The organism is Ramlibacter sp. bp-362 (genome assembly GCF_054956735.1).
Genome location: NZ_JBUDXE010000006.1, coordinates 55,182 through 73,124, shown reverse-complemented (window position 1 = coordinate 73,124; position 17,943 = coordinate 55,182). Strand labels below are relative to the sequence as shown.

The window sequence follows — 17,943 nt, the reverse complement described above, 5'->3', positions numbered from 1 at the left end:
ATGGGCCACCTGATCCGACTCCTCGTTGTGAGCCTCTGCGCCGCCGCGGCGCTGGGCGCGCGTGCCGAGACCCTCCAGGTCTCGCGCGCGGGCGGCTCCACCGCCTACGCGAGCCTGGGCGCGGCGCTCCAGGCCTATGCCTCGAAGCAGCAATGTCCCGCCGACGGCGTCCGCATCGAGGTCGCTCCCGGTACGTACGACGATGAGCGGCTGGTGCTGAAGAGCGTCCGCTGCCCCCTGACGATCACTGGCAGCGACAGGGGGGCAAGCCGTCCGACGTTCCGGGGCCACAACGAGGGAACCTGGCTGGAGGTCTCCGCTCCCGGGGCAGGCAGGATCCCGCTGGTCATCCAGGGACTCGAGATCGCCGATTACCAGACCGCCATTTCGATCAACGGCAACCGCAACAACCCGGAACGCTGGGTCGGCGGCGTGCAGATCAGGAACAACCGCTTCGTGCGGATCGGGTCGCCGAGGGCCGACCAGACTCCCTCGACGGCGGCCGTGCGCTTCGTCAACTCCCGCTTCAACGAGGTGACGGGCAACGAGTTCGAGAGCGTGCGCAACGCGAAGTCCTGCGGCGGACTGCACTCGATCTACATGGCCCACATGTCCTCGGGGAACGTCGTGCGCGACAACAGGTTCGTCGACGGCTGCGGCGACACGATCAAGGTCCGCGACCGGTCCAACGACAACCGGGTCGAGGGCAACGTGTTCGAGCGCCAGGAAGGCAACGCCCTGCTGCTCGACAGCTATTGCGACAAGCAGACGCGCAGCGACTGCACGAAGGAGGCAGGCGAGTGCCCGTCCTGGAACAACGTCTTCCAGGGGAACACCGTGCGCGGAGCGCGCAGCCCGTCGAACAAGAAGATCACGAACGCCCGCAGGATCGAATCGGACCTCTCGGGGGTCTGCCCCCCGCCGCCGCCGAATGCCGTCCGCATCGTCGACGGCGAGGCACGCGCGGCTCCGGCGCAGAACCGCGGCCGCGGGTTCCAGTTGCTGCCGCGATGACCATCCGCCGCGGCGACCGGCGGCCAACAGATCCCCTGCACAGCTTGAAGAATGAAAGCGATCCCGGAGCAGCCGGGCACCGCCGGTGCCCCTCGACTCGACGCGAGCCCACCCGATTGCGACTACGCGGCGTGGAAGGTCCCCGTGCAGGAACACGGCTCGATGGAAGCCGCCCTGCAGGGAAACCTGTTCACGGATGGCATCCACAGGATAGGCGCGGGAACGCAGACGCTCGACCTGCTGGTCCAGGGCTCCGCGCTGCTGCGCGGATCGCCGCGCGCCCTCCTCGTCTGCTTCACCAGCGCGGTCGGCCATAGGACCGAGCGGCGCCCGCCCTTCTTCTCGGGGCGCGGCGTCGCGAAGGCACTCGGGCTGCCGCTGCTCGCGGTGTCGGATCCGACCCTCGTGCGGGCTGCCGACCTCACGCTGGGCTGGTATGCCGGGAACGACGGGATCGTGGACCTGCCGGCGCGAATCGCCCGCCTGCTCGAACACTTCGCCGCCCGCTTCGGCTGCCGCCTGGTGCTGTTCGGCGGCTCCGGCGGCGGCTTCGCGGCCATGTCGGTGTTGCAGTTGCTGCAAACCGAGGCCGTGGGTGCCGTGTGGAATCCCCAGACCTCCATCAGCGACTACGTGTTCAAGGCGGCCAGCCGCTACCTGAAGGCGGCATTCCCCGCCATCTGGCGGCGCGCCTCGTTCGCTTCGGCAGGCGACGCCGCGGCGCAAAAGGCACGCCTGCGGGAATCGCTGACCCGGGCGGGAGTGACCCATGACCTCACCCGCTGGCGGCCCAAGTCCAATGCCGGCCTGCTCTATCTGCAGAACTCGGACGATTGGCACGTCCAGCGCCACGCGGCGCCCTTCATGAAGGGAAGCGCGTGGCCGCGGATCGGGCCGCGCAGCTTCCGCCGGATCGACGTGCCGCTGGCGATCTGGTTCGGATGCTGGGGCGAGGGGCACGTGCCTCCGCCCGCCGAGGTCATCCACGGCGTCCTGTCGGCACTGGCCGACGGCACGCCCGTCGACAAGGTGGCGCAGCAGATGGATCCCACCACGGACGCCGCGGACCGGTTCAAGCGCTCCGCTCTCGACGACGGCCTCCGCCCGTCGGTTCGCCTGCAACCGGCCAAAGGAAAGCTGGAGGTGCGCTGCGAGTTCGAACCCAGGGAGGCCCACGACAAGCGCTTCGAGTTCGCCTTCTACCTGATGGCGGGCAAGCGAAAGCTCGCGACGCGCTGGTACTCCGCTTCGCCATCCGCGACGTTCGAGCTTCCGGCCGGCGAAGATGAACTGCGGGTGATCGCTTTCGTGCGCGACCACATGGGCACCGTGGTGCAGGTCGGCGCGCCCGTCGGGCCGTCCGGCGCGGCGCAACCGGCGCCTGGCGAGCGGCCGCGCGGTGTCCCGGCCCAGGATCCGGGCGAGCCGCCCGGCAACCGGGCGCCCGCCGTCACGGCGAAGCAGATCTACCTGATGAAGGGCGAGGCCGAGGGCGACGCGATCGTGCAGGATCGCTTCAGCTTCTGGCCGCGGGGGCGGCGCGACGTACCGGCGTACCCGCTCGAGTTCCCGCTGGACTGGGACGTGGACCCGTATCGCGACCGGAACTGGTGCGGCCAGCTCCACATGTGGCGGCTCATGGACGACCATCTGCTTCGCTACGATGCGTCCGCCGACCCGGTGTGGCTGGAGCTGCCCTTGCGCGCGATCGACGACTGGCATCGCTTCCACCTGCAGGAGGAGCGTACGTCGCCCTACGCGTGGTCCGACATGATCGTCGGCGTCCGCGCGATGAAGCTGGCCTACTTCCTCGCGCTCGACCGGAGCGGGCGGATCCGCCTCGGCGCCGAGCGGCAGCACCGTTTCGGCGTCCTCGTGGACGCGCACCTCCGGTTCCTGCTGGATCCCGCGAACGTCCACCTGAGCAACCACACCTTCTTCGACCTCCAGGGCGCCATGGCGCTCGCGCAGGTGGTGGACGGCGCGACGCGGGACCGCATCCGCGAGTTCGTCCGCCGTTTCCTGCCGAAGCTGCTGGGGGCGCAGTTCAATCCGGACGGGCTCCATCTCGAGCACAGCCCCGGCTACCACCCCTTCGGGATGAAGTGCCTGGAGCGCCTGCACGCTTGCGGCTGGTTCGACGAATTCGGCGTCGGCGAGCTTCTTGCCAAGGCCAGGGCCATGGAGAACTGGCTCAGGCTGCCCGACGGCCGCATCGCACCGATCGGGGATACGACCGGCGCGGCCATGCCCGCGCGAAGCGGCCCGGCCAACTTCCGGGGGCGCAACCAGGTCCTGCACAACGCGGGCTACGTCGTGATCCGCGACGACGGCGGCGGAACGACCTGCGCCGCGGCCTCCTACCTGTTCTTCATGGGCGCGTTCCACAGCCGCTTCCACAAGCAGCCCGACGACCTGTCCTTCATCTGGTACGAGGGTGAAGACATCCTGTGCGATGCCGGGAAGTACGCGTACAAGTCGGACATCAACAGCGAGTACGTCCTTTCGACACGCGCCCACAACACGGTCGAGATCGACGGCAAGAGCTACTGGGACGGCACCGCGAGGCATCCTTACGGCACGGCCGTCGAGACGGTCGCGAGCGAGGACTGGGGCCACTTCATCTCCGCCCGCGTGCACCAGCCCCGCTTCCAGGTCGAGCACCGCCGCTTCCTCCTGTACGCGCCGGGACGCTGGGTGCTGGTCATCGACCGCCTCGAGGGCCGCCGCTCCCACCAGTTCACGCAGTGGTTCCACTTCGCTCCGCACATCCGGCTGCGCGGCACCGGCACCGGCGCCTACGAGGGCAAGCTGGCCACGGGACGGCACCTGTCCGTGCGCAGCGCGTGCACGGCCGCCGCCGGGACCGAGCTGGTCCGCGGCCAGCGCGAGCCCCGCATGCAGGGCTGGATCAGCCAGAAGTATCGCGAGCTCCAGGAAAACGATGCCCTCGGGATCGGCGCCAAGGGGCAGGAGGCGGTGTTCGCGACGCTGATCGCACTGGACGACAGCGGATCGAGCGTCGACCTGCTCGATGGAGGCAAGGGCGTGGTCGCGTCCGTCCGGTCGGCGACCGCGCAGGAAAAACTCGTGCTCACCATCGGCCAGGACGGCTGCCAGGTCCGCAAGGCATGAGCCGTCCTGCCGTCTATCTTTTCAATGACACGTCGCGCAGCCGCCATGCGGGCTGCAAGGCGGTCATGCGGTCGATCCGCGGCGAACTCGGCCAGTTCGCCGACGTGATCGCCACCCACACGGTGGGTTCGACGGAGCTGGACGCAGGGGCATTGGCGCGTTGCGACGCCGTCGTCGTGAACGGCGAGGGCACCATCCACCACGATTCCCCGCGCGCCAACTTCCTGATCATGGCACTGGCCGCCGCGCAGGCGGCGGGCAAGCGCACCGCGCTGGTCAACGCCCTGTACCAGCAGGAGCAGCTGGCCGTCCCGACGGTCCTGCAGCGGCTGGACTACTTTTCCGTGCGCGAGGTGCGCAGCGCCGCGGCCGCGCGCCGCCACGGCGGATGTCCGTGGGTGCTGCCGGACAGCGCCGCGGACGCGCAGCGCCTGCAGGAGGCGCGGCCGCTGCGCCCGCTTTCCGGCCTGGTCAAGGGGGGCACGCACCCCAAGGCGCCGAGCGCGCAGTGGCTCGACGGCCTGGACGTGCCCCGGGTGGACCTGTCGACCGGGAGCCTGGACGAGATCGTGGCCACCCTGCGCCAGGCGGACCTGTACGTCACCGCGCAGCACCATGGCGTCTATGCCGCGGCACTGGCGGGAATCCCCTTCGTCGCCGTCATCAGCAATTCGCACAAGATCGAAGGCCTCATCGAGTGGTCCGGACTGCCGATTCCGGTGGTCACGCGGCAGGACGGCCTCGAAGCGGCGATCGCCTACGCGCAGCGCAACCGGTCGGTGTTCCAGGAGTTCGCGGCCTTCATCCGTGGCCGCGACGTGGTCCGCGCCCCCGCCCTGCAGGCCGCGCTGGCGCCCTGAGCGCCGCGCCGTTCACTGGTGATCGAGCGCAGGGTGCCAGCCCTGCAGGAGCTCGCGCAGGCGCGGATCCGCCTTCCACCAGCAGAGCGTCGCGATGTCCGCCCCGTCGCGTCGCAGCTGCGCGAGGGCTTCCGTCACCTGCATCGCACGCGCGGTGTGATCGAAGCGGCGGCCGCCGACCGTATCGGCCAGGAAGGCATCCGTGGCGGCGCGGCGGCCGGGAATGCGCTGGACGGCGGCCTGGTAGGCACGCGCGGTGAAATCCGAGGCGACGTTGGGATAGCCCGTGAAGCTGGTCAGCCCGAACGAGGGGAACAGCACGGCGGGTTTGCGCAGCATGAGGGCCTCGAGCGCGGCGGATGAGTGCGTGCTGGCGAACCTGCTGCACATGCGCAGCGCTTCGATCGGATCGCTTCTCGGATCGTCGAGCGCCAGGCCGTGGCGCGACAGGTCACCAACCTTGTCGAAGGCGTCCGGCGCGGCGGGATGGGCACGGATCCGGACCGGGGTTCCGGTCGCCTGCGCGATGTCCGCCAGCAGGCGGACCTGGGCAGCCGCGTCGGGGAGAGGCTGTGCGAACCAGGAGAGAAAGCCGCCGTCGGCCGTCTCCACGTGTTGCAAGCGATCGAGCTTGGGCAGGCCGACCGGCAGGACGCGCGCATACAGGTCCTGCCCGAGCAGGAAGGCGTGGATCCGTCCGTAGCAAAGAAAGAAATCGGCATCGAAGTTCCTTCCCAGCTCGTACCAGGGCTGGTGGAGCCCGTGTTGCCAGGCCAGGTGCCATGGCCGCGATGGCATGGCCCGCACGAGTGCATGGACGATCCGGTTCGGCCAGGTCGTCATGTCGTCGGAGATGACGAGGTCCGGCTTCAGGTCGTCGAGGAGGCGCCGGCAGGCTGCGCGGAACGCCGCCACGGCCGCTTCGCGCCGGGGAAGGCAGCCGCCAGCTCGAATCCGAGCGTCGCCGGGTCCTGCCCCTCGATCCGCTGGCTGGTGGGCGCCCAGATCACCCGGCACCGGGCGCCGCGACGCACGAGCCCATGCAGGACCGGCGCGATGTTGGTCAACGTGCGCTGCGTGATGGACAAGGCAACGACGTTCAGCATGGACGACCCCCTGTCTCCCGCTCGGTTCAGGCGTCCAGCGTCAGCACGGCGTTGATGAAATCCCTCTCCAGGTCGAAGCGCGGATAGCGGCCGAGGATGGGCTCGAAACGGCTGTAGAAGGCGGTGTCGAACGGCAGCCGGGAGTAGGAGAGCTTGCGGACCTTGAACCCGAGTTCCTGGAAATAGAGGAGGTATTCGGCGGAGACGAGCTTGTTCACCCAGGCCGGTCGCGCCGGCGGCTTGCCGATGCGGCGATAGAACTCCTCGAAGACGTGGTCCTCGAACAGCAGGTGAGGCCACGGAAAGAAGACCTCCCGGTAGCGGTGGCTGGCCCGCGGCCCGCGATAGAGGTTGGCGCTCAGGTAGAACACGCCGCCCGGCGCGAGGAGCTGTCGCATCGCCTTGAGCGCGCCATAGGGGTGGTGCATGTGCTCCCACACCGAGAACGAATACGCGAAGTCGAACTGCCCCAGCCGCGAGTAGTCCTGCGTTGAGATGTCCAGCTTGTGCAGTTCGACCCCGCTGCCCTGGTTGTCCATCCACTGCGGATACGCCGTGATGTCGACGCCGACCACCTTGCACCCCAGGGCGTCGGCCACCTCGCGGCTGGTGTTCCCCCGGCCGCACCCGACCTCCAGCACGCGCTTGCCCGCCAGGCCGACAGGCGTGACGCCGGCGAAAATGTCCGCCAGCCGCTTCGCCCGGCTGCTGCCTTCGGCCTTCTGTGCCGCGGCGTCGAGCTTGCGCGGCTTCGGGGCGATGGGCTTGTCCTTGTACTCCTCGTTCAGGGCCAGGAACAGGTCGATGTCGTAGTTCATGGGCATCTCCTCGGTTGCCACATCCTATCCGAGTGACCGGAGCGCTTCGCTCGCGCGCGCCTGCCCCAGCACCCATTCCGAGAACAGCTCCGCCGCCGGATGCGCCCCCAGCGCCCGCCGCCGGCACAGGTAGTAGCCGCGCCCCGTCGACGCCGCACCCGGCACCGGCATGCGCAGCCGCCCGGAGGCGAGGTCCTGTTCCACCATGCAGCGCTGCACCACCGCCACGCCCATGCCGGCCTTCGCCGCCTCGATCAGGTTCATCACCAGGTCGAAGCCGGTGCCGCGCCAGTCTGCGGGCAGTTCGGCGCCGACCGCATCGGCCCACAGCGCCCAGTTGTCGCGGTGGCTCGAGTGGTACAGCAGGGGCTGCGCGAGCAGTGCAGCGGCGGACCGGATGCCGCGCGCGAGCTTCGGCGCGCACACCGCCACGATCTCGCGTCCCACCAGGTACTGCGTCGCGACCTGGCGCGGCCACTGCTGGCGCGGCTTCTGCTTCAGCGCGATCCACAGGTCCACGTCGTCGCGCAGGAACTCGTCGTCGCGCCGGTAGGGCCGGAACTCGATCTCCACCTCGGGATGCGCGGCGCGGAACTGCTCCAGGCGCGGCATCAGCCACAGGTTGCCGAGGCTGGTGACCACCGAGAGGCGCAGCCGCATGCGGTCGGAGCGGCGGCGCAGCTGCACCGCGGCTTCCTCCAGCGCGGCGACCGGCTTCTCCACGCGCCGGCGCAGTTCCTCGCCGGCGGGCGTCAGGCGCACGCCGGCGCCGGAGCGCGCGAGCACGTCCACGCCCAGCTCCTCCTCCAGGCGCGCGACGGCGCGGCTGACGGCGGCTTGCGTGACATGGAGCTGGTCGGCCGCCTTGCGGAAGCTGCCCGTGCGGGCCACGGCCAGGAAGGCATGCAGCTCCACCAGCGAAGGACTGCGGATCGCCACGCGCCGATTACACCATGTCATCACCCGCGGCCGAAAAGTCGTTGGACCCGCCGCGGCGGGAACCCTAACCTCGGCCGCAACACCAACCTGGGAGACCGCATGAACACCCGTCACTTCCTCAAGGCCGTCGCCTGCGCCGCCGCCCTCGCCGCGGCCGGCGCCGCGTCCGCGCAAGCCCCCTACCCCTCCCAGCCGATCAAGCTGATCGTGCCCTTCGCTCCCGGCGGTTCCACCGACCTGGCCGCGCGCATGATTGCCGAATTCGGCAGCCGCGAGCTGGGCCAGACCATCGTCGTGGAGAACAAGGCGGGCGCCGGCGGCTCCCTGGGGATGGAGTTCGTCGCCAAGTCCAAGGCCGACGGCTACACCCTGGGCATGGCCACCGTCAGCACGCACGGCGCCAACCCCGCCGTGTACGGCAGCAAGCTGAAGTACGACCCGGTGAAGGACTTCGCGCCCGTCACCAACGTCGCGACCACGCCCAGCGTGTTCGCGGTGCACCCGAAGAACCCGGCCAAGGACATGAAGCAGTTCCTCGCGCTGGCCAAGGCCAACCCGGAGAAGTACAGCTTCGGCTCGCCCGGCACGGGCTCGCTGGGCCACGCGAACATCGAGCACTTCATGGCCCTGGCGCAGATCAAGCTGCTGCACGTGCCCTACAAGGGCTCGGGCCAGGCGATGAACGACGCGCTGGCCGGCCAGGTCGACGCGATCACCGACAACCTGCCTTCCGCCCTGCCGCACATCAAGGCCGGCAAGCTGCGCGCGCTGGCGGTGCTGTCCGAGAAGCGCTCGCCGGCGCTGCCGGACGTGCCGACCTATGGCGAGCTGGGCTTCCCGCAGATGGGCGGCGGCGGCTGGTTCGGCGTGGTCGCGCCCGCGGGCACGCCGCCCGAGATCGTGGCGAAACTCAACGCCGCCTTCCACAAGGCCATGAAGAACCCCGACTTCGTCCAGAAGATGGACGCCGCCGGCGCCACGCTGATTCCGGGCACGCCCGAGGAGTTCGGCAAGCAGATCCAGCAGGCCATGGAGCGCTACCTGCGGGTCTCGAAGATGGCCAGGATCAGCCTGGACTGAAGCCGGTGCGCCCTTTCACCCTGCTGCCGCCCACCGCGGCGGCGGTGCCGCTGGTGTGCGATTCCCCGCACAGCGGTACCTTCTACCCTGACGACTACCGCCACGCCGTGGCGCGCGAGCTGCTGCGCCGCGGCGAGGACACGCACGTGGAGGCGCTCTGGGAAGGCGTCCCCGCGGCCGGCGGCACCCTGCTGCACGCGCACTTCCCGCGCACCTACATCGACGCCAACCGCAACGAGGACGACCTCGACGCCGAGCTGCTGGACGCGCCCTGGCCCGGGCCGCTCGCGCCCAGCGAGAAGACTCGGCTGGGCTTCGGCCTCGTCTGGCGCAACATCCGCGCGGGCGTGCCGATCTACGACCGGCCGCTCACCGTGGAGGAAGTGCAGAAGCGGATCGCCACCTGGTACCGTCCCTACCACGCGGCGCTCGCGGAGTGCATCGAGCAGGCGGCGGCGCGCTTCGGCGCCGTCTGGCACCTGAACCTGCACTCGATGCCCAACGACGCCTACGAGCGCCTGCAGATCGTGAGCCCGCACCCGCTGGCCGACTTCGTGCTGGGCGACCGCGACGGCACGACCTGCGAGCCGGGCTTCGTGGACCTGGTGGAGCGCGAGCTGCGCGCGCGCGGCTACACCGTGGCCCGCAACGACCCCTACAAGGGCGTGCAGCTGATCGCCCGCATCGGCCAGCCGGCGCGCCGGCGCCACAGCCTGCAGGTCGAGATCCGCCGGCCGCTGTACATGGACGAAGTCACGCGCGAGCGCAACGCCGGTTTCGCGCAGGTGCAACGGCACCTGGGCGAAGTGGCGCAGGTGCTGGCGGCGTACGTAAAGGACCGGGTTTCCTGAGGCCGCAGCCGTACAATCCGGCTGTCTCAGCCGTACCGGACGCCGCCATGCCCATGTTCCCCACCTTCGCGCGTGCCACCCTGCTGGCCGGGGCGGCGCTCGCCCTGGGCGGCTGCACCGTCATCACGGTGGCCGGCACGGCCGCTTCGCTGGCGGTCACGGCGGGTTCGCTCGCCGTCGATGCCGCGGTGGGCACCGTCAAGCTCACGGGCGCCGCGGTTGGGGCCGCGGCCGGCGCCGTCCTGCCTTCCGGCGAGGACTAGGGGCGCCGTGCAGCGCCCGGCCACGCTGCCCCTCCTGGCCCACGCGGCCATCCTGCCGCTTTCGCGCCGGCGGCGCTTCATCACCCGGCTGCACCACTGCGGCCCTCCGGCAGCCGACTGAACCTCCCCGTTCCAGTTCGACTCCCGGAGCCCTCCTTGTCCTTTTCCTTCGCTTTCCGCCCCCGCCTGCTCGACGCGGTCCGGGGCTACGACCGCGCGCGTTTCCTGCGCGACCTCGGCGCCGGCGTCACCGTGGGCATCGTCGCCCTGCCGCTGGCCATGGCCTTCGCCATCGCCTCGGGCCTCAAGCCCGAGGCGGGCCTGTGGACGGCCATCATCGCGGGCCTCGCCATCGCCCTGCTGGGCGGCTCCAGCGTGCAGATCGGCGGGCCGGCCGGCGCCTTCATCGTCATCGTCTACGGCATCGTCGAGCGCTACGGCCTCGCCAACCTGCTGATCGCCACGGCCTGCGCCGGCGTGCTGCTGTTCGTGCTGGGCATGCTGCGCCTGGGGCGGCTGGTGCGCTACGTGCCGGTGAGCATCGTCATCGGTTTCACCAACGGGATCGCGGTGCTGATCGCCGCGTCGCAGCTGAAGGACTGGCTGGGGCTCGAGGTGGAGAAGATGCCGGCCGACTTCTTCTCGCAGCTGCGCACGATGGCGGCGCACCTCGACACCTTCAACCCCTACGCCTTCGGGCTGGGCCTCGCCTGCCTGCTGGGCCTGTTCGTGTGGCCGCGCCTGTGGAACGCGCGCCTGCCGCAGCGGCTGCCGGTGAACGTCCCGGGCCTGAAGGAGGCGAGCGAGGTCGGCGCGCGCATCCCCGGCCCGATCGTGGCGCTGGTGTCGCTCACGCTCATCGCCTGGGCCTTCCACCTGCCAGTGGAAACCATCGGCACGCGCTTCGGCTCGATCCCGCGCGGCCTGCCGCCCTTCGCGCTGCCCGAATTCAGCTGGGCGACCGTGAAGCTGCTGGTCTCGCCCACCATCACCATCGCCCTGCTGGGCGCGATCGAGTCGCTGCTGTGCGCCCGCGTCGCCGACCAGGTGAGCGACACGCCCCGCCACGACCCGAACCAGGAGCTGATGGCGCAGGGCGTCGCCAACTTCGTGGTGCCCTTCTTCGGCGGCATGCCGGCCACCGGCACCATCGCGCGCACCGTCACCAACATCCGCGCCGGCGCCACCACGCCGGTGGCCGGCGTGATCCACTCGGTCACCCTGGCCATCATCGTGCTGGCGGCGGCGCCGCTGGCGCTGCTGGTGCCGCTGCCGGTGCTCTCCGGCATCCTGTTCTTCGTGGCCTGGAACATGGGCGAATGGCGCGCGTTCGCCCGCCTCAAGCAGCACGGGATGGACTACCGCCTGAAGATGCTGGGGACCTTCGGCCTGACGGTGGTGTTCGACCTCACGGTGGCCGTGCAGGTGGGCCTGCTCACGGCCTGCGTGCTGTTCATCCAGAAAATGGGTTCGCTGTTCAACGTGGAGGAGGTGCCGGGCGACGCCGCGGTGCTGCGCTTCCGCCTCTACGGCTCGCTCTTCTTCGGCGCCACGGCCAAGATCGACCCGATCCTGGACGCGGTGGAAAGCGGCCCGGATGCACCGGAGGTGGTGCTCGACGCCCTCCAGCTGGTGCACCTGGACACCTCGGGCCTGGACACGCTGCGCCAGCTGCACAAGGCCGTCGTGCTCAAGGGCGGCACCCTGCGGCTGGAGAACCTGCAGGCCCAGCCCAGGGAGATGATCGAGCGCGCCGGGCTCGATCCGGAGCAGGCGGATTGAGCCCCGGTAAAATCGCCCCATGGCCAGCTTCCTGCAGCGCATCTTCCGGCGCCCCGATTACCAGTCCGACATCACCCAGTTCATCTCCCGGCTGAAGGCCGAGAAGCCCGACCTGGAGGCGCAGCAGCGCGCCGGCCGCGCGATCTGGTGGGACAAGCACATCGACCGCGACGCGATCGCCGCCTGGACGGAAGCGCGGGTGCCGCAGAAGCCCTACGTCTACGGCGACGACCCGCGCCACCCGCGCTGAGCGGGCACCGGCCTCCATGGACAGCAGCGAAACGATCCTGCCGGAGCCCCCGGCGCCGCAGGAAACCGGCCTGCCCGAGGTGGTGGACCAGGTCGCGCTGGCGCGGCTGTACGGCGAACCGCTGTTCGCCATGCCGCAGGACCTGTACATCCCGCCGGATGCGCTGGAGATCTTCCTCGAGGCCTTCGAAGGCCCCCTGGACCTGCTGCTGTACCTGATCCGCAAGCAGAATTTCAACATCCTCGACATCCCGATGGCGGCCGTCACCCGCCAGTACCTGCAGTACGTCGACGAGATCCGCACGCGCAACCTGGAGCTGGCCGCCGAGTACCTCCTCATGGCCGCGATGCTCATCGAGATCAAGTCGCGCATGCTGCTGCCGCCCAAGAAGACGGCCGAGGGCGAGGAAGCCGAGGACCCGCGGGCCGAGCTGGTGCGGCGCCTGCTCGAATACGAGCAGATGAAGGCCGCCGCCTTCCACCTCAACGAGCTGCCCCAGCTCGGGCGCGACGTGCTGCGCGCGCAGGTGTACATCGAGCAGTCGCTGCAGCCGCGCTTCCCCGACGTCGACATCGCCGACCTGCAGGAAGCCTGGCACGACATCCTGCGCCGCGCCAAGCTGGTGCAGCACCACAAGATCACGCGCGAGGAACTCTCCGTGCGCGAGCACATGAGCCTGGTGCTCAAGAAGCTGCAGGGCCGCAAGTTCGTGGAATTCGAACAGCTGTTCGACCCGTCCAAGGGCGTGCCCGTGCTGATCGTCACCTTCATCGCGACGCTGGAGCTCGCCAAGGAGACGCTGATCGAGCTGACGCAGGCGGAAGCCTACGCGCCCATCTACGTGCGCCTGGCCTACCAGCCGGCGTGACGACAACAACAAACAAGAGTTCGCCTTGAGCCAAGCCATCTCCCGCGACTTCGACGTCCTGATCGTCGGCAGCGGCCTCGCCGGCCTGTCCGCCGCCCTGCACCTCGCGCCCACGCACCGCGTGGCCATCCTCACCAAGCGCGCCATGAGCGACGGTTCCAGCGGCTGGGCCCAGGGCGGCATCGCAGCGGTGATGGACCAGTCCGACAGCTTCGATGCGCACGTCGACGACACGCTGGTCGCCGGCGCCGGCCTCTCCGACCCCGCCGCCACGCGCTTCGTGGTGGAGCACGCGCCCGAAAGCGTCGCCTGGCTGCGCGAACTGGGCGTGCCCTTCTCCGAGGAGGACGGCCACCTGCACCTCACGCGCGAAGGCGGCCACAGCGCGCGGCGCATCGTGCACGTGACCGACGCCACCGGCGCGGCCGTGCAGCAGACGCTGATCCAGCGCGTGCGGCACACGCCCAACATCACCATCCTGGAACACCACATGCTGGTGGACCTGATCGTCGCCGGCAAGCTGGGCCAGCAGCCGAACCGCTGCCTGGGCCTGTACGCGCTGGACGAGACCAGCGACCAGGTCGTCACCTTCCGCGCGCCGCACACCATCCTGGCCACCGGCGGGGCCGGCAAGGTGTACCTGTACACGACCAACCCCGACACCGCCACCGGCGACGGCATCGCCGCGGCCTGGCGCGCGGGCTGCCGGGTGACGAACATGGAGTTCATCCAGTTCCACCCGACCTGCCTGTACCACCCCTCGGTCAAGAACTTCCTGATCTCCGAGGCCGTGCGCGGCGAAGGCGGCCGGCTGCTGCTGCCGGACGGCACGCGCTTCATGCCCAACCACGACAAGCGGCTGGAACTCGCTCCGCGCGACGTGGTGGCCCGCGCGATCGACTTCGAGATGAAGAAGCACGGCCTGGACTGCGTGCTGCTGGACATCTCGCACCAGCCGGCCGCGTTCATCAAGGAACACTTCCCCAACATCCACGCGCGCTGCCTGGACCTGGGCATCGACATCACGCGCGAGCCCATCCCGGTGGTGCCGGCGGCGCACTACACCTGCGGCGGCATCCACACCGACCTCTCGGGCCGCACGGACCTGCCCGGCCTGCACGCGATCGGCGAGACGGCCTACACCGGCCTGCACGGCGCCAACCGGCTGGCGAGCAACTCGCTGGTGGAATGCATGGTGTTCGCGCGCTCGGCATCCAGCGACATCCTGGCCACGCCCATGCCGCCGGCCCCGGCCGTCCCGCCCTGGGACGACAGCCGCGTCACGGACGCCGACGAGGCGGTGGTGATCTCCCACAACTGGGAGGAGCTGCGCCGCTTCATGTGGGACTACGTGGGCATCGTGCGCACCAACAAGCGGCTGGAACGCGCGGCGCACCGCATCGCGCTGCTGCAGCAGGAGATCCAGGAGTTCTACAGCGCGTTCCACGTGAGCCGCGACCTGCTGGAACTGCGCAACCTGGTCACCGTGGCCGACCTGATCGTGAAGTCGGCGCAGTCGCGCCACGAAAGCCGCGGCCTCCACTTCAGCCGCGACTACCCGCAGATGGCGGCCGTCACCGGGCCGACCATCCTGAAGCCCGCCTGAGCCCGCGCGGCGCACGCGTTGCGCCGCCACGCCGCCCGTTCCGTCCAGCCGCCATCGCCGCCCGCCGGTCGGATTTCCCGCGGCCGTCCTCCTTCCGGCGCGGGGCGCCTGCATACGGATGGGCTATGTTCGCGACCTCGTAGTAACTATTTGTTTCGCGGGGGCGGAGGGCACATGAGAGCGAACTGGATACGGGCCGCGGCCGGGCCGCTGCTGCTCGCCTGGGCGGCGGCCGCGCCGGCGGTGGACCTGAGCCTCTCGGGCTTCGGCTCGCTCGTGGTCGGCCGCACCTTCGGCCGCTGCACCGAGAACGCGGTGGCCACGGCCTTCGCCGATGCGTGCACCCGCTTCGTGGCGGACTGGGGGCACGGCGGCGTGTACGAGAACCGCTGGAGCGCCGAGCCGGAAAGCCGCCTCGGCGTCCAGGGCACCGCGACGTTCTCGCCGCAGTGGTCGGCCACCGCGCAGGTGGTCGCGCGCGCGGTGACGAACCCGCTCGCCGAGCTCGAATGGGCCTACGTCACCTGGGCGCCGACGCCCGAGTGGAGTTTCCAGCTCGGTCGCAAGCGCCTGCCGCTGTACTTCTATTCGGATTTCCAGGACATCGGCTTCGCGTACCCGTGGGTGCGCGTTCCGCCCGACGTGTACGGCTGGGACGTCGTCAACTACAACGGCGCCAGCGCCACCTGGCGGCGCAGCGCCGGCCCGTGGTCGCTGCGCTCCAGCGTCTTCGGCGGCTCGGAGAACAGCCGCAAGAACGGCTATTCGCGCATCCTCTACGACGAGCTGAAGGACGTGAAGTGGTCCGGCATCGCCGGCGCCGACCTGGAGGTGAGCCGCGACTGGTTCACCGGCCGCCTCGTCTACGTGCGCGCCGACTACGAGCAGATCGACCGCGCCACCGGCACCGCCGACGTCCAGCCCTCGGGCGCCACGCGCGGCATGCACGACGCCTACGGCGCCGCGGTGAACATCGACTGGCGCAACATGCTGCTGCGCACCGAGTACAGCATCTTCGACCGCGGCCGCTACGCCTACAAGGCGGTGTCCTGGCTGGTCTCGGCGGGCTACCGCTTCGGCGACTTCACGCCCATGCTCACGCTCACCGACTACTCGGAGAGCACGCGCTTTCCGGCGGACTACGAGACCTCGCGCTGGAGCACGGCCAGCGCGAGCCTGCGCTACGACCTCGGCTCCTCCAGCGCCCTCAAGGTGCAGGTGGACCGCCTGCGCGACCGGCGCGCCCCCTTCGTGGGCAACGCGACGCTGCTGTCGCTGTCCTACGACTTCGTCTTCTGAGGAGCGCGCGCATGAACTGCAAACGAGCGCTTCTCGCGGCCCTGGCGGCGCTGGCCCTCGCCGCCCCGGCGCAGGCCGACCTGGTGGTCGTTGTCCACCCGCGCAACCCCGTGGGCGAGCTGACGGCGGAACAGGTGGCGCAGATCTACATGGGCGCGAGCAACGCCTTCCCCGGCGGCGGGGCCGCGGTTCCGCTGGACCAGGCCGAAGGCAGCGCCGTGCGCCAGGAGTTCCTGGCCCGGGTGCTGGACAAGTCGGCGGCCCAGTTCAAGGCCGTGTGGTCGCGCCTGATCTTCAGCGGCAAGGGCACGCGCCCGCGCGTGCTGGCCGACAGCGCCGAGGTGAAGAAGGCGGTGGCGGCGGAGCCGTCCGCGATCGGCTTCATCGACCCCGCGGCCGTGGACGCCAGCGTCAAGGCCGTCCTGACGGTGCGGTGAAGGCCATGCACTCCCTCGGTTTCAAGCAGCGCATCTGGCTGATCCCCTGCGTGGCGATCCTGGCCTTCCTGGTGGGCGTCGCGATGGCGCTGTCGTCCAATCGCGCGGCCTCGCAGCTGGTCTCGGTCGACGAACCTTCGCTGGACGCGGCGAACCGCTTCGCGAAGGCGCTCGAGGACGCGCGCTACGCGCTGCAGAGCGCGATCCAGGAGGGCGACGCCCACGGGCTGCAAGCGGCGCGCGAGCATGCCGACGGCGCGCGCGCGGCCCTGGCCGCCATGGGCGCCATCGCCGGCCGCAAGGCGGCCGCGGAGCAGCTGGGCGCCCGCTTCGAAGCGTGGTGGACGGCGGCCGAGGCGGCCAGCCGCATCCTGCTGAAGCAGGCGCAGGGCGACGAGGCCGGCGCGATCCACGCGATGCAGGAGGCGCAGCAGGCCCTGGAGCAGGCCTCCGGCGAGATGCTGGCCGGCGCGCGTGCGCGCTTCCGCGCATCGCTGGCCGACACCTCGCGGGCCATCGACCGCGGCACGCTGGCGCTCGTCCTGCTGGCGGCGGCGGTCGCGGCCGGACTGAGCCTGCTGTCCTGGCTGATCATCCGCAGCGTGGGCGACCGCCTCGGCGGCGATCCCGACGACGCGGCCCGGGTGGTCAACCGCGTCGCCTCGGGCGACCTCACGGGCCGGCTCGCGCAGGGCAGCGCGCGCGACGGCGGGCTGATCGGCGACATCGGCCGCATGCAGGCCGCGCTGGTCGCGATGCTGGGCGTGGTGCGCGAAGCCTCGCGCGAGCTGCTGCATGCCGCCGGCGGCATCGCCGCCAACAACGAACACCTCGCCGAGCGCACGCAGCGGCAGGCCGCGGCGCTGGAGGATACGGCATCGTCGCTGGAGCAGATCACGACGACCGTGCAGCGCACCGCCGGCAACGCGGACCACCTCGACGCGCTGGCGCGCCAGGCCCTGACCTTCACCGGCGACGGCAGCCGCATGATGGGCGAGGTGATCGGCACCATGGACCGCATCCGCGGCGACTCCGGCCGCATGACGGAGATCGTCGGCGTGATCGACGGCATCGCCTTCCAGACCAACCTGCTGGCGCTCAACGCCGCGGTGGAGGCCGCGCGCGCCGGCGAGCGCGGGCGCGGCTTCGCCGTCGTGGCCCAGGAAGTGCGGGCGCTGGCGCTGCGCTCGGCGCAGTCGGCGATGGAGATCAAGTCGCTGCTGCAGGCCTCCGGGGCCAGCGTGGCCGAGGGCGTGGACCGCGTGAACGCCGCGGCCGCCAGCATGGGCAAGATCCAGGGCGCCATCGAGGAAGTGGCGAGCATCGTCTCCGAGATCGCGATCGCGTCGCGCGAGCAGACCGACGGCCTCGCCAACATCAACCGCGCCGTGGCGCGCATGGAGACGATGACGACGGAGAACGCGCAGATGTCCGACCTGTCGGTGGCCGCCGCGCACGACGTGAAATCCCGGGCCGAGCAGCTGGGGCTGGCGGTCGCCCGCTTCCGCCTGCCGGAACCGGGCCAGTCCCAGCCGCGACCCGTCGGCGCGGGCGATCCGCCCCCGGACCTGCTGCCGCCTCTGGCGTGAGCGCAACGTGGGCGTGCAGGGATGCCGGCCAGCGGTTGGTCGCTCC

Annotated in this window: 17 protein-coding genes; 13 read left to right on the top strand and 4 right to left on the bottom strand. The window is 70.5% G+C overall.

Annotation, left to right across the window (positions count from 1 at the left end):
* The 3 genes from ACY0MJ_RS09985 to ACY0MJ_RS09975 are packed head-to-tail and all read left to right on the top strand — an operon-like array spanning position 1 to position 5,009.
* Positions 1-1,014 (top strand): right-handed parallel beta-helix repeat-containing protein, encoded by a 1,014-nt coding sequence (locus tag ACY0MJ_RS09985; RefSeq protein ID WP_462638264.1) that lies wholly within the window; start codon positions 1-3, stop codon positions 1,012-1,014.
* 51 nt (positions 1,015-1,065) lie between these two features.
* On the top strand, positions 1,066-4,149 hold the full coding sequence (locus tag ACY0MJ_RS09980) for a heparinase II/III family protein (RefSeq protein ID WP_462638263.1): 3,084 nt from the start codon (positions 1,066-1,068) through the stop codon (positions 4,147-4,149).
* Positions 4,146-5,009: a polysaccharide pyruvyl transferase family protein gene (locus tag ACY0MJ_RS09975; protein ID WP_462638262.1), complete on the top strand. Its 864-nt coding sequence runs from the start codon at positions 4,146-4,148 to the stop codon at positions 5,007-5,009. Before ACY0MJ_RS09980 ends, ACY0MJ_RS09975 begins: the two co-directional genes overlap by 4 nt.
* Before the next feature lie 12 nt (positions 5,010-5,021).
* Here the strand turns inward: ACY0MJ_RS09975 and ACY0MJ_RS09970 are convergent, their stop codons facing one another.
* The 4 genes from ACY0MJ_RS09970 to ACY0MJ_RS09955 are packed head-to-tail and all read right to left on the bottom strand — an operon-like array spanning position 5,022 to position 7,872.
* Complete coding sequence (locus ACY0MJ_RS09970; protein ID WP_462638261.1) at positions 5,022-5,924, bottom strand: hypothetical protein; 903 nt, start codon at positions 5,922-5,924, stop codon at positions 5,022-5,024.
* Complete coding sequence (locus ACY0MJ_RS09965; protein WP_462638260.1) at positions 5,879-6,115, bottom strand: hypothetical protein; 237 nt, start codon at positions 6,113-6,115, stop codon at positions 5,879-5,881. The genes ACY0MJ_RS09970 and ACY0MJ_RS09965 overlap by 46 nt, the downstream gene beginning before the upstream one ends.
* Before the next feature lie 26 nt (positions 6,116-6,141).
* Positions 6,142-6,933, bottom strand: a complete 792-nt coding sequence (locus tag ACY0MJ_RS09960; RefSeq protein ID WP_462638259.1) for a class I SAM-dependent methyltransferase — start codon at positions 6,931-6,933, stop codon at positions 6,142-6,144.
* Positions 6,934-6,957: 24 nt separating this feature from the next.
* The gene (locus ACY0MJ_RS09955) at positions 6,958-7,872 is read right to left on the bottom strand and encodes a LysR substrate-binding domain-containing protein (protein ID WP_462638258.1); all 915 of its coding nucleotides are present in this window, start codon (positions 7,870-7,872) and stop codon (positions 6,958-6,960) included.
* A gap of 99 nt (positions 7,873-7,971) precedes the next feature.
* Between ACY0MJ_RS09955 and ACY0MJ_RS09950 the strand changes: the two genes are divergently transcribed.
* From ACY0MJ_RS09950 to ACY0MJ_RS09905, 10 genes are all read left to right on the top strand, one after another.
* On the top strand, positions 7,972-8,952 hold the full coding sequence (locus ACY0MJ_RS09950) for a tripartite tricarboxylate transporter substrate binding protein BugE (protein ID WP_462638257.1): 981 nt from the start codon (positions 7,972-7,974) through the stop codon (positions 8,950-8,952).
* Positions 8,949-9,803 (top strand): N-formylglutamate amidohydrolase, encoded by an 855-nt coding sequence (locus tag ACY0MJ_RS09945; RefSeq protein WP_462638502.1) that lies wholly within the window; start codon positions 8,949-8,951, stop codon positions 9,801-9,803. The genes ACY0MJ_RS09950 and ACY0MJ_RS09945 overlap by 4 nt, the downstream gene beginning before the upstream one ends.
* A 47-nt stretch (positions 9,804-9,850) precedes the next feature.
* Positions 9,851-10,066, top strand: a complete 216-nt coding sequence (locus ACY0MJ_RS09940) for a hypothetical protein (protein ID WP_462638256.1) — start codon at positions 9,851-9,853, stop codon at positions 10,064-10,066.
* Between the two features lie 156 nt (positions 10,067-10,222).
* Entirely contained in the window at positions 10,223-11,848 is a 1,626-nt protein-coding gene (locus ACY0MJ_RS09935) for a SulP family inorganic anion transporter (protein WP_462638255.1), read from the top strand.
* A 19-nt stretch (positions 11,849-11,867) separates the two neighbouring features.
* Positions 11,868-12,098 carry a DUF3460 family protein gene (locus ACY0MJ_RS09930; RefSeq protein WP_462638254.1) on the top strand — a complete coding sequence of 77 codons (231 nt, stop codon included), beginning with the start codon at positions 11,868-11,870 and terminating at the stop codon, positions 12,096-12,098.
* A gap of 16 nt (positions 12,099-12,114) precedes the next feature.
* On the top strand, positions 12,115-12,966 hold the full coding sequence (locus tag ACY0MJ_RS09925; protein WP_462638253.1) for a segregation and condensation protein A: 852 nt from the start codon (positions 12,115-12,117) through the stop codon (positions 12,964-12,966).
* A gap of 25 nt (positions 12,967-12,991) precedes the next feature.
* Positions 12,992-14,572 (top strand): L-aspartate oxidase, encoded by a 1,581-nt coding sequence (nadB, locus tag ACY0MJ_RS09920; RefSeq protein ID WP_462638252.1) that lies wholly within the window; start codon positions 12,992-12,994, stop codon positions 14,570-14,572.
* A 174-nt stretch (positions 14,573-14,746) separates the two neighbouring features.
* Positions 14,747-15,871: a hypothetical protein gene (locus ACY0MJ_RS09915; protein WP_462638251.1), complete on the top strand. Its 1,125-nt coding sequence runs from the start codon at positions 14,747-14,749 to the stop codon at positions 15,869-15,871.
* A gap of 11 nt (positions 15,872-15,882) precedes the next feature.
* Positions 15,883-16,308, top strand: coding sequence for a type 2 periplasmic-binding domain-containing protein (locus ACY0MJ_RS09910; protein ID WP_462638250.1), 426 nt, complete (start codon positions 15,883-15,885; stop codon positions 16,306-16,308).
* Positions 16,309-16,313: 5 nt separating this feature from the next.
* A complete protein-coding gene (locus ACY0MJ_RS09905; RefSeq protein ID WP_462638249.1) occupies positions 16,314-17,897 on the top strand; it encodes a methyl-accepting chemotaxis protein in 1,584 nt (527 codons plus the stop codon).
* Positions 17,898-17,943 lie beyond the last annotated feature (46 nt).

Bases quoted from the DNA above. Each gene is read 5' to 3' on its own strand.
- ACY0MJ_RS09985 (WP_462638264.1), top strand. From the start codon at position 1: ATGGGCCACCTGATCCGACTCCTCGTTGTGAGCCTCTGCGCCGCCGCG.
- ACY0MJ_RS09980 (WP_462638263.1), top strand. From the start codon at position 1,066: ATGAAAGCGATCCCGGAGCAGCCGGGCACCGCCGGTGCCCCTCGACTC.
- ACY0MJ_RS09975 (WP_462638262.1), top strand. From the start codon at position 4,146: ATGAGCCGTCCTGCCGTCTATCTTTTCAATGACACGTCGCGCAGCCGC.
- ACY0MJ_RS09965 (WP_462638260.1), bottom strand. From the start codon at position 6,115: ATGCTGAACGTCGTTGCCTTGTCCATCACGCAGCGCACGTTGACCAAC.
- ACY0MJ_RS09960 (WP_462638259.1), bottom strand. From the start codon at position 6,933: ATGAACTACGACATCGACCTGTTCCTGGCCCTGAACGAGGAGTACAAG.
- ACY0MJ_RS09950 (WP_462638257.1), top strand. From the start codon at position 7,972: ATGAACACCCGTCACTTCCTCAAGGCCGTCGCCTGCGCCGCCGCCCTC.
- ACY0MJ_RS09940 (WP_462638256.1), top strand. From the start codon at position 9,851: ATGCCCATGTTCCCCACCTTCGCGCGTGCCACCCTGCTGGCCGGGGCG.
- ACY0MJ_RS09930 (WP_462638254.1), top strand. From the start codon at position 11,868: ATGGCCAGCTTCCTGCAGCGCATCTTCCGGCGCCCCGATTACCAGTCC.
- ACY0MJ_RS09925 (WP_462638253.1), top strand. From the start codon at position 12,115: ATGGACAGCAGCGAAACGATCCTGCCGGAGCCCCCGGCGCCGCAGGAA.
- ACY0MJ_RS09915 (WP_462638251.1), top strand. From the start codon at position 14,747: ATGAGAGCGAACTGGATACGGGCCGCGGCCGGGCCGCTGCTGCTCGCC.
- ACY0MJ_RS09910 (WP_462638250.1), top strand. From the start codon at position 15,883: ATGAACTGCAAACGAGCGCTTCTCGCGGCCCTGGCGGCGCTGGCCCTC.
- ACY0MJ_RS09905 (WP_462638249.1), top strand. From the start codon at position 16,314: ATGCACTCCCTCGGTTTCAAGCAGCGCATCTGGCTGATCCCCTGCGTG.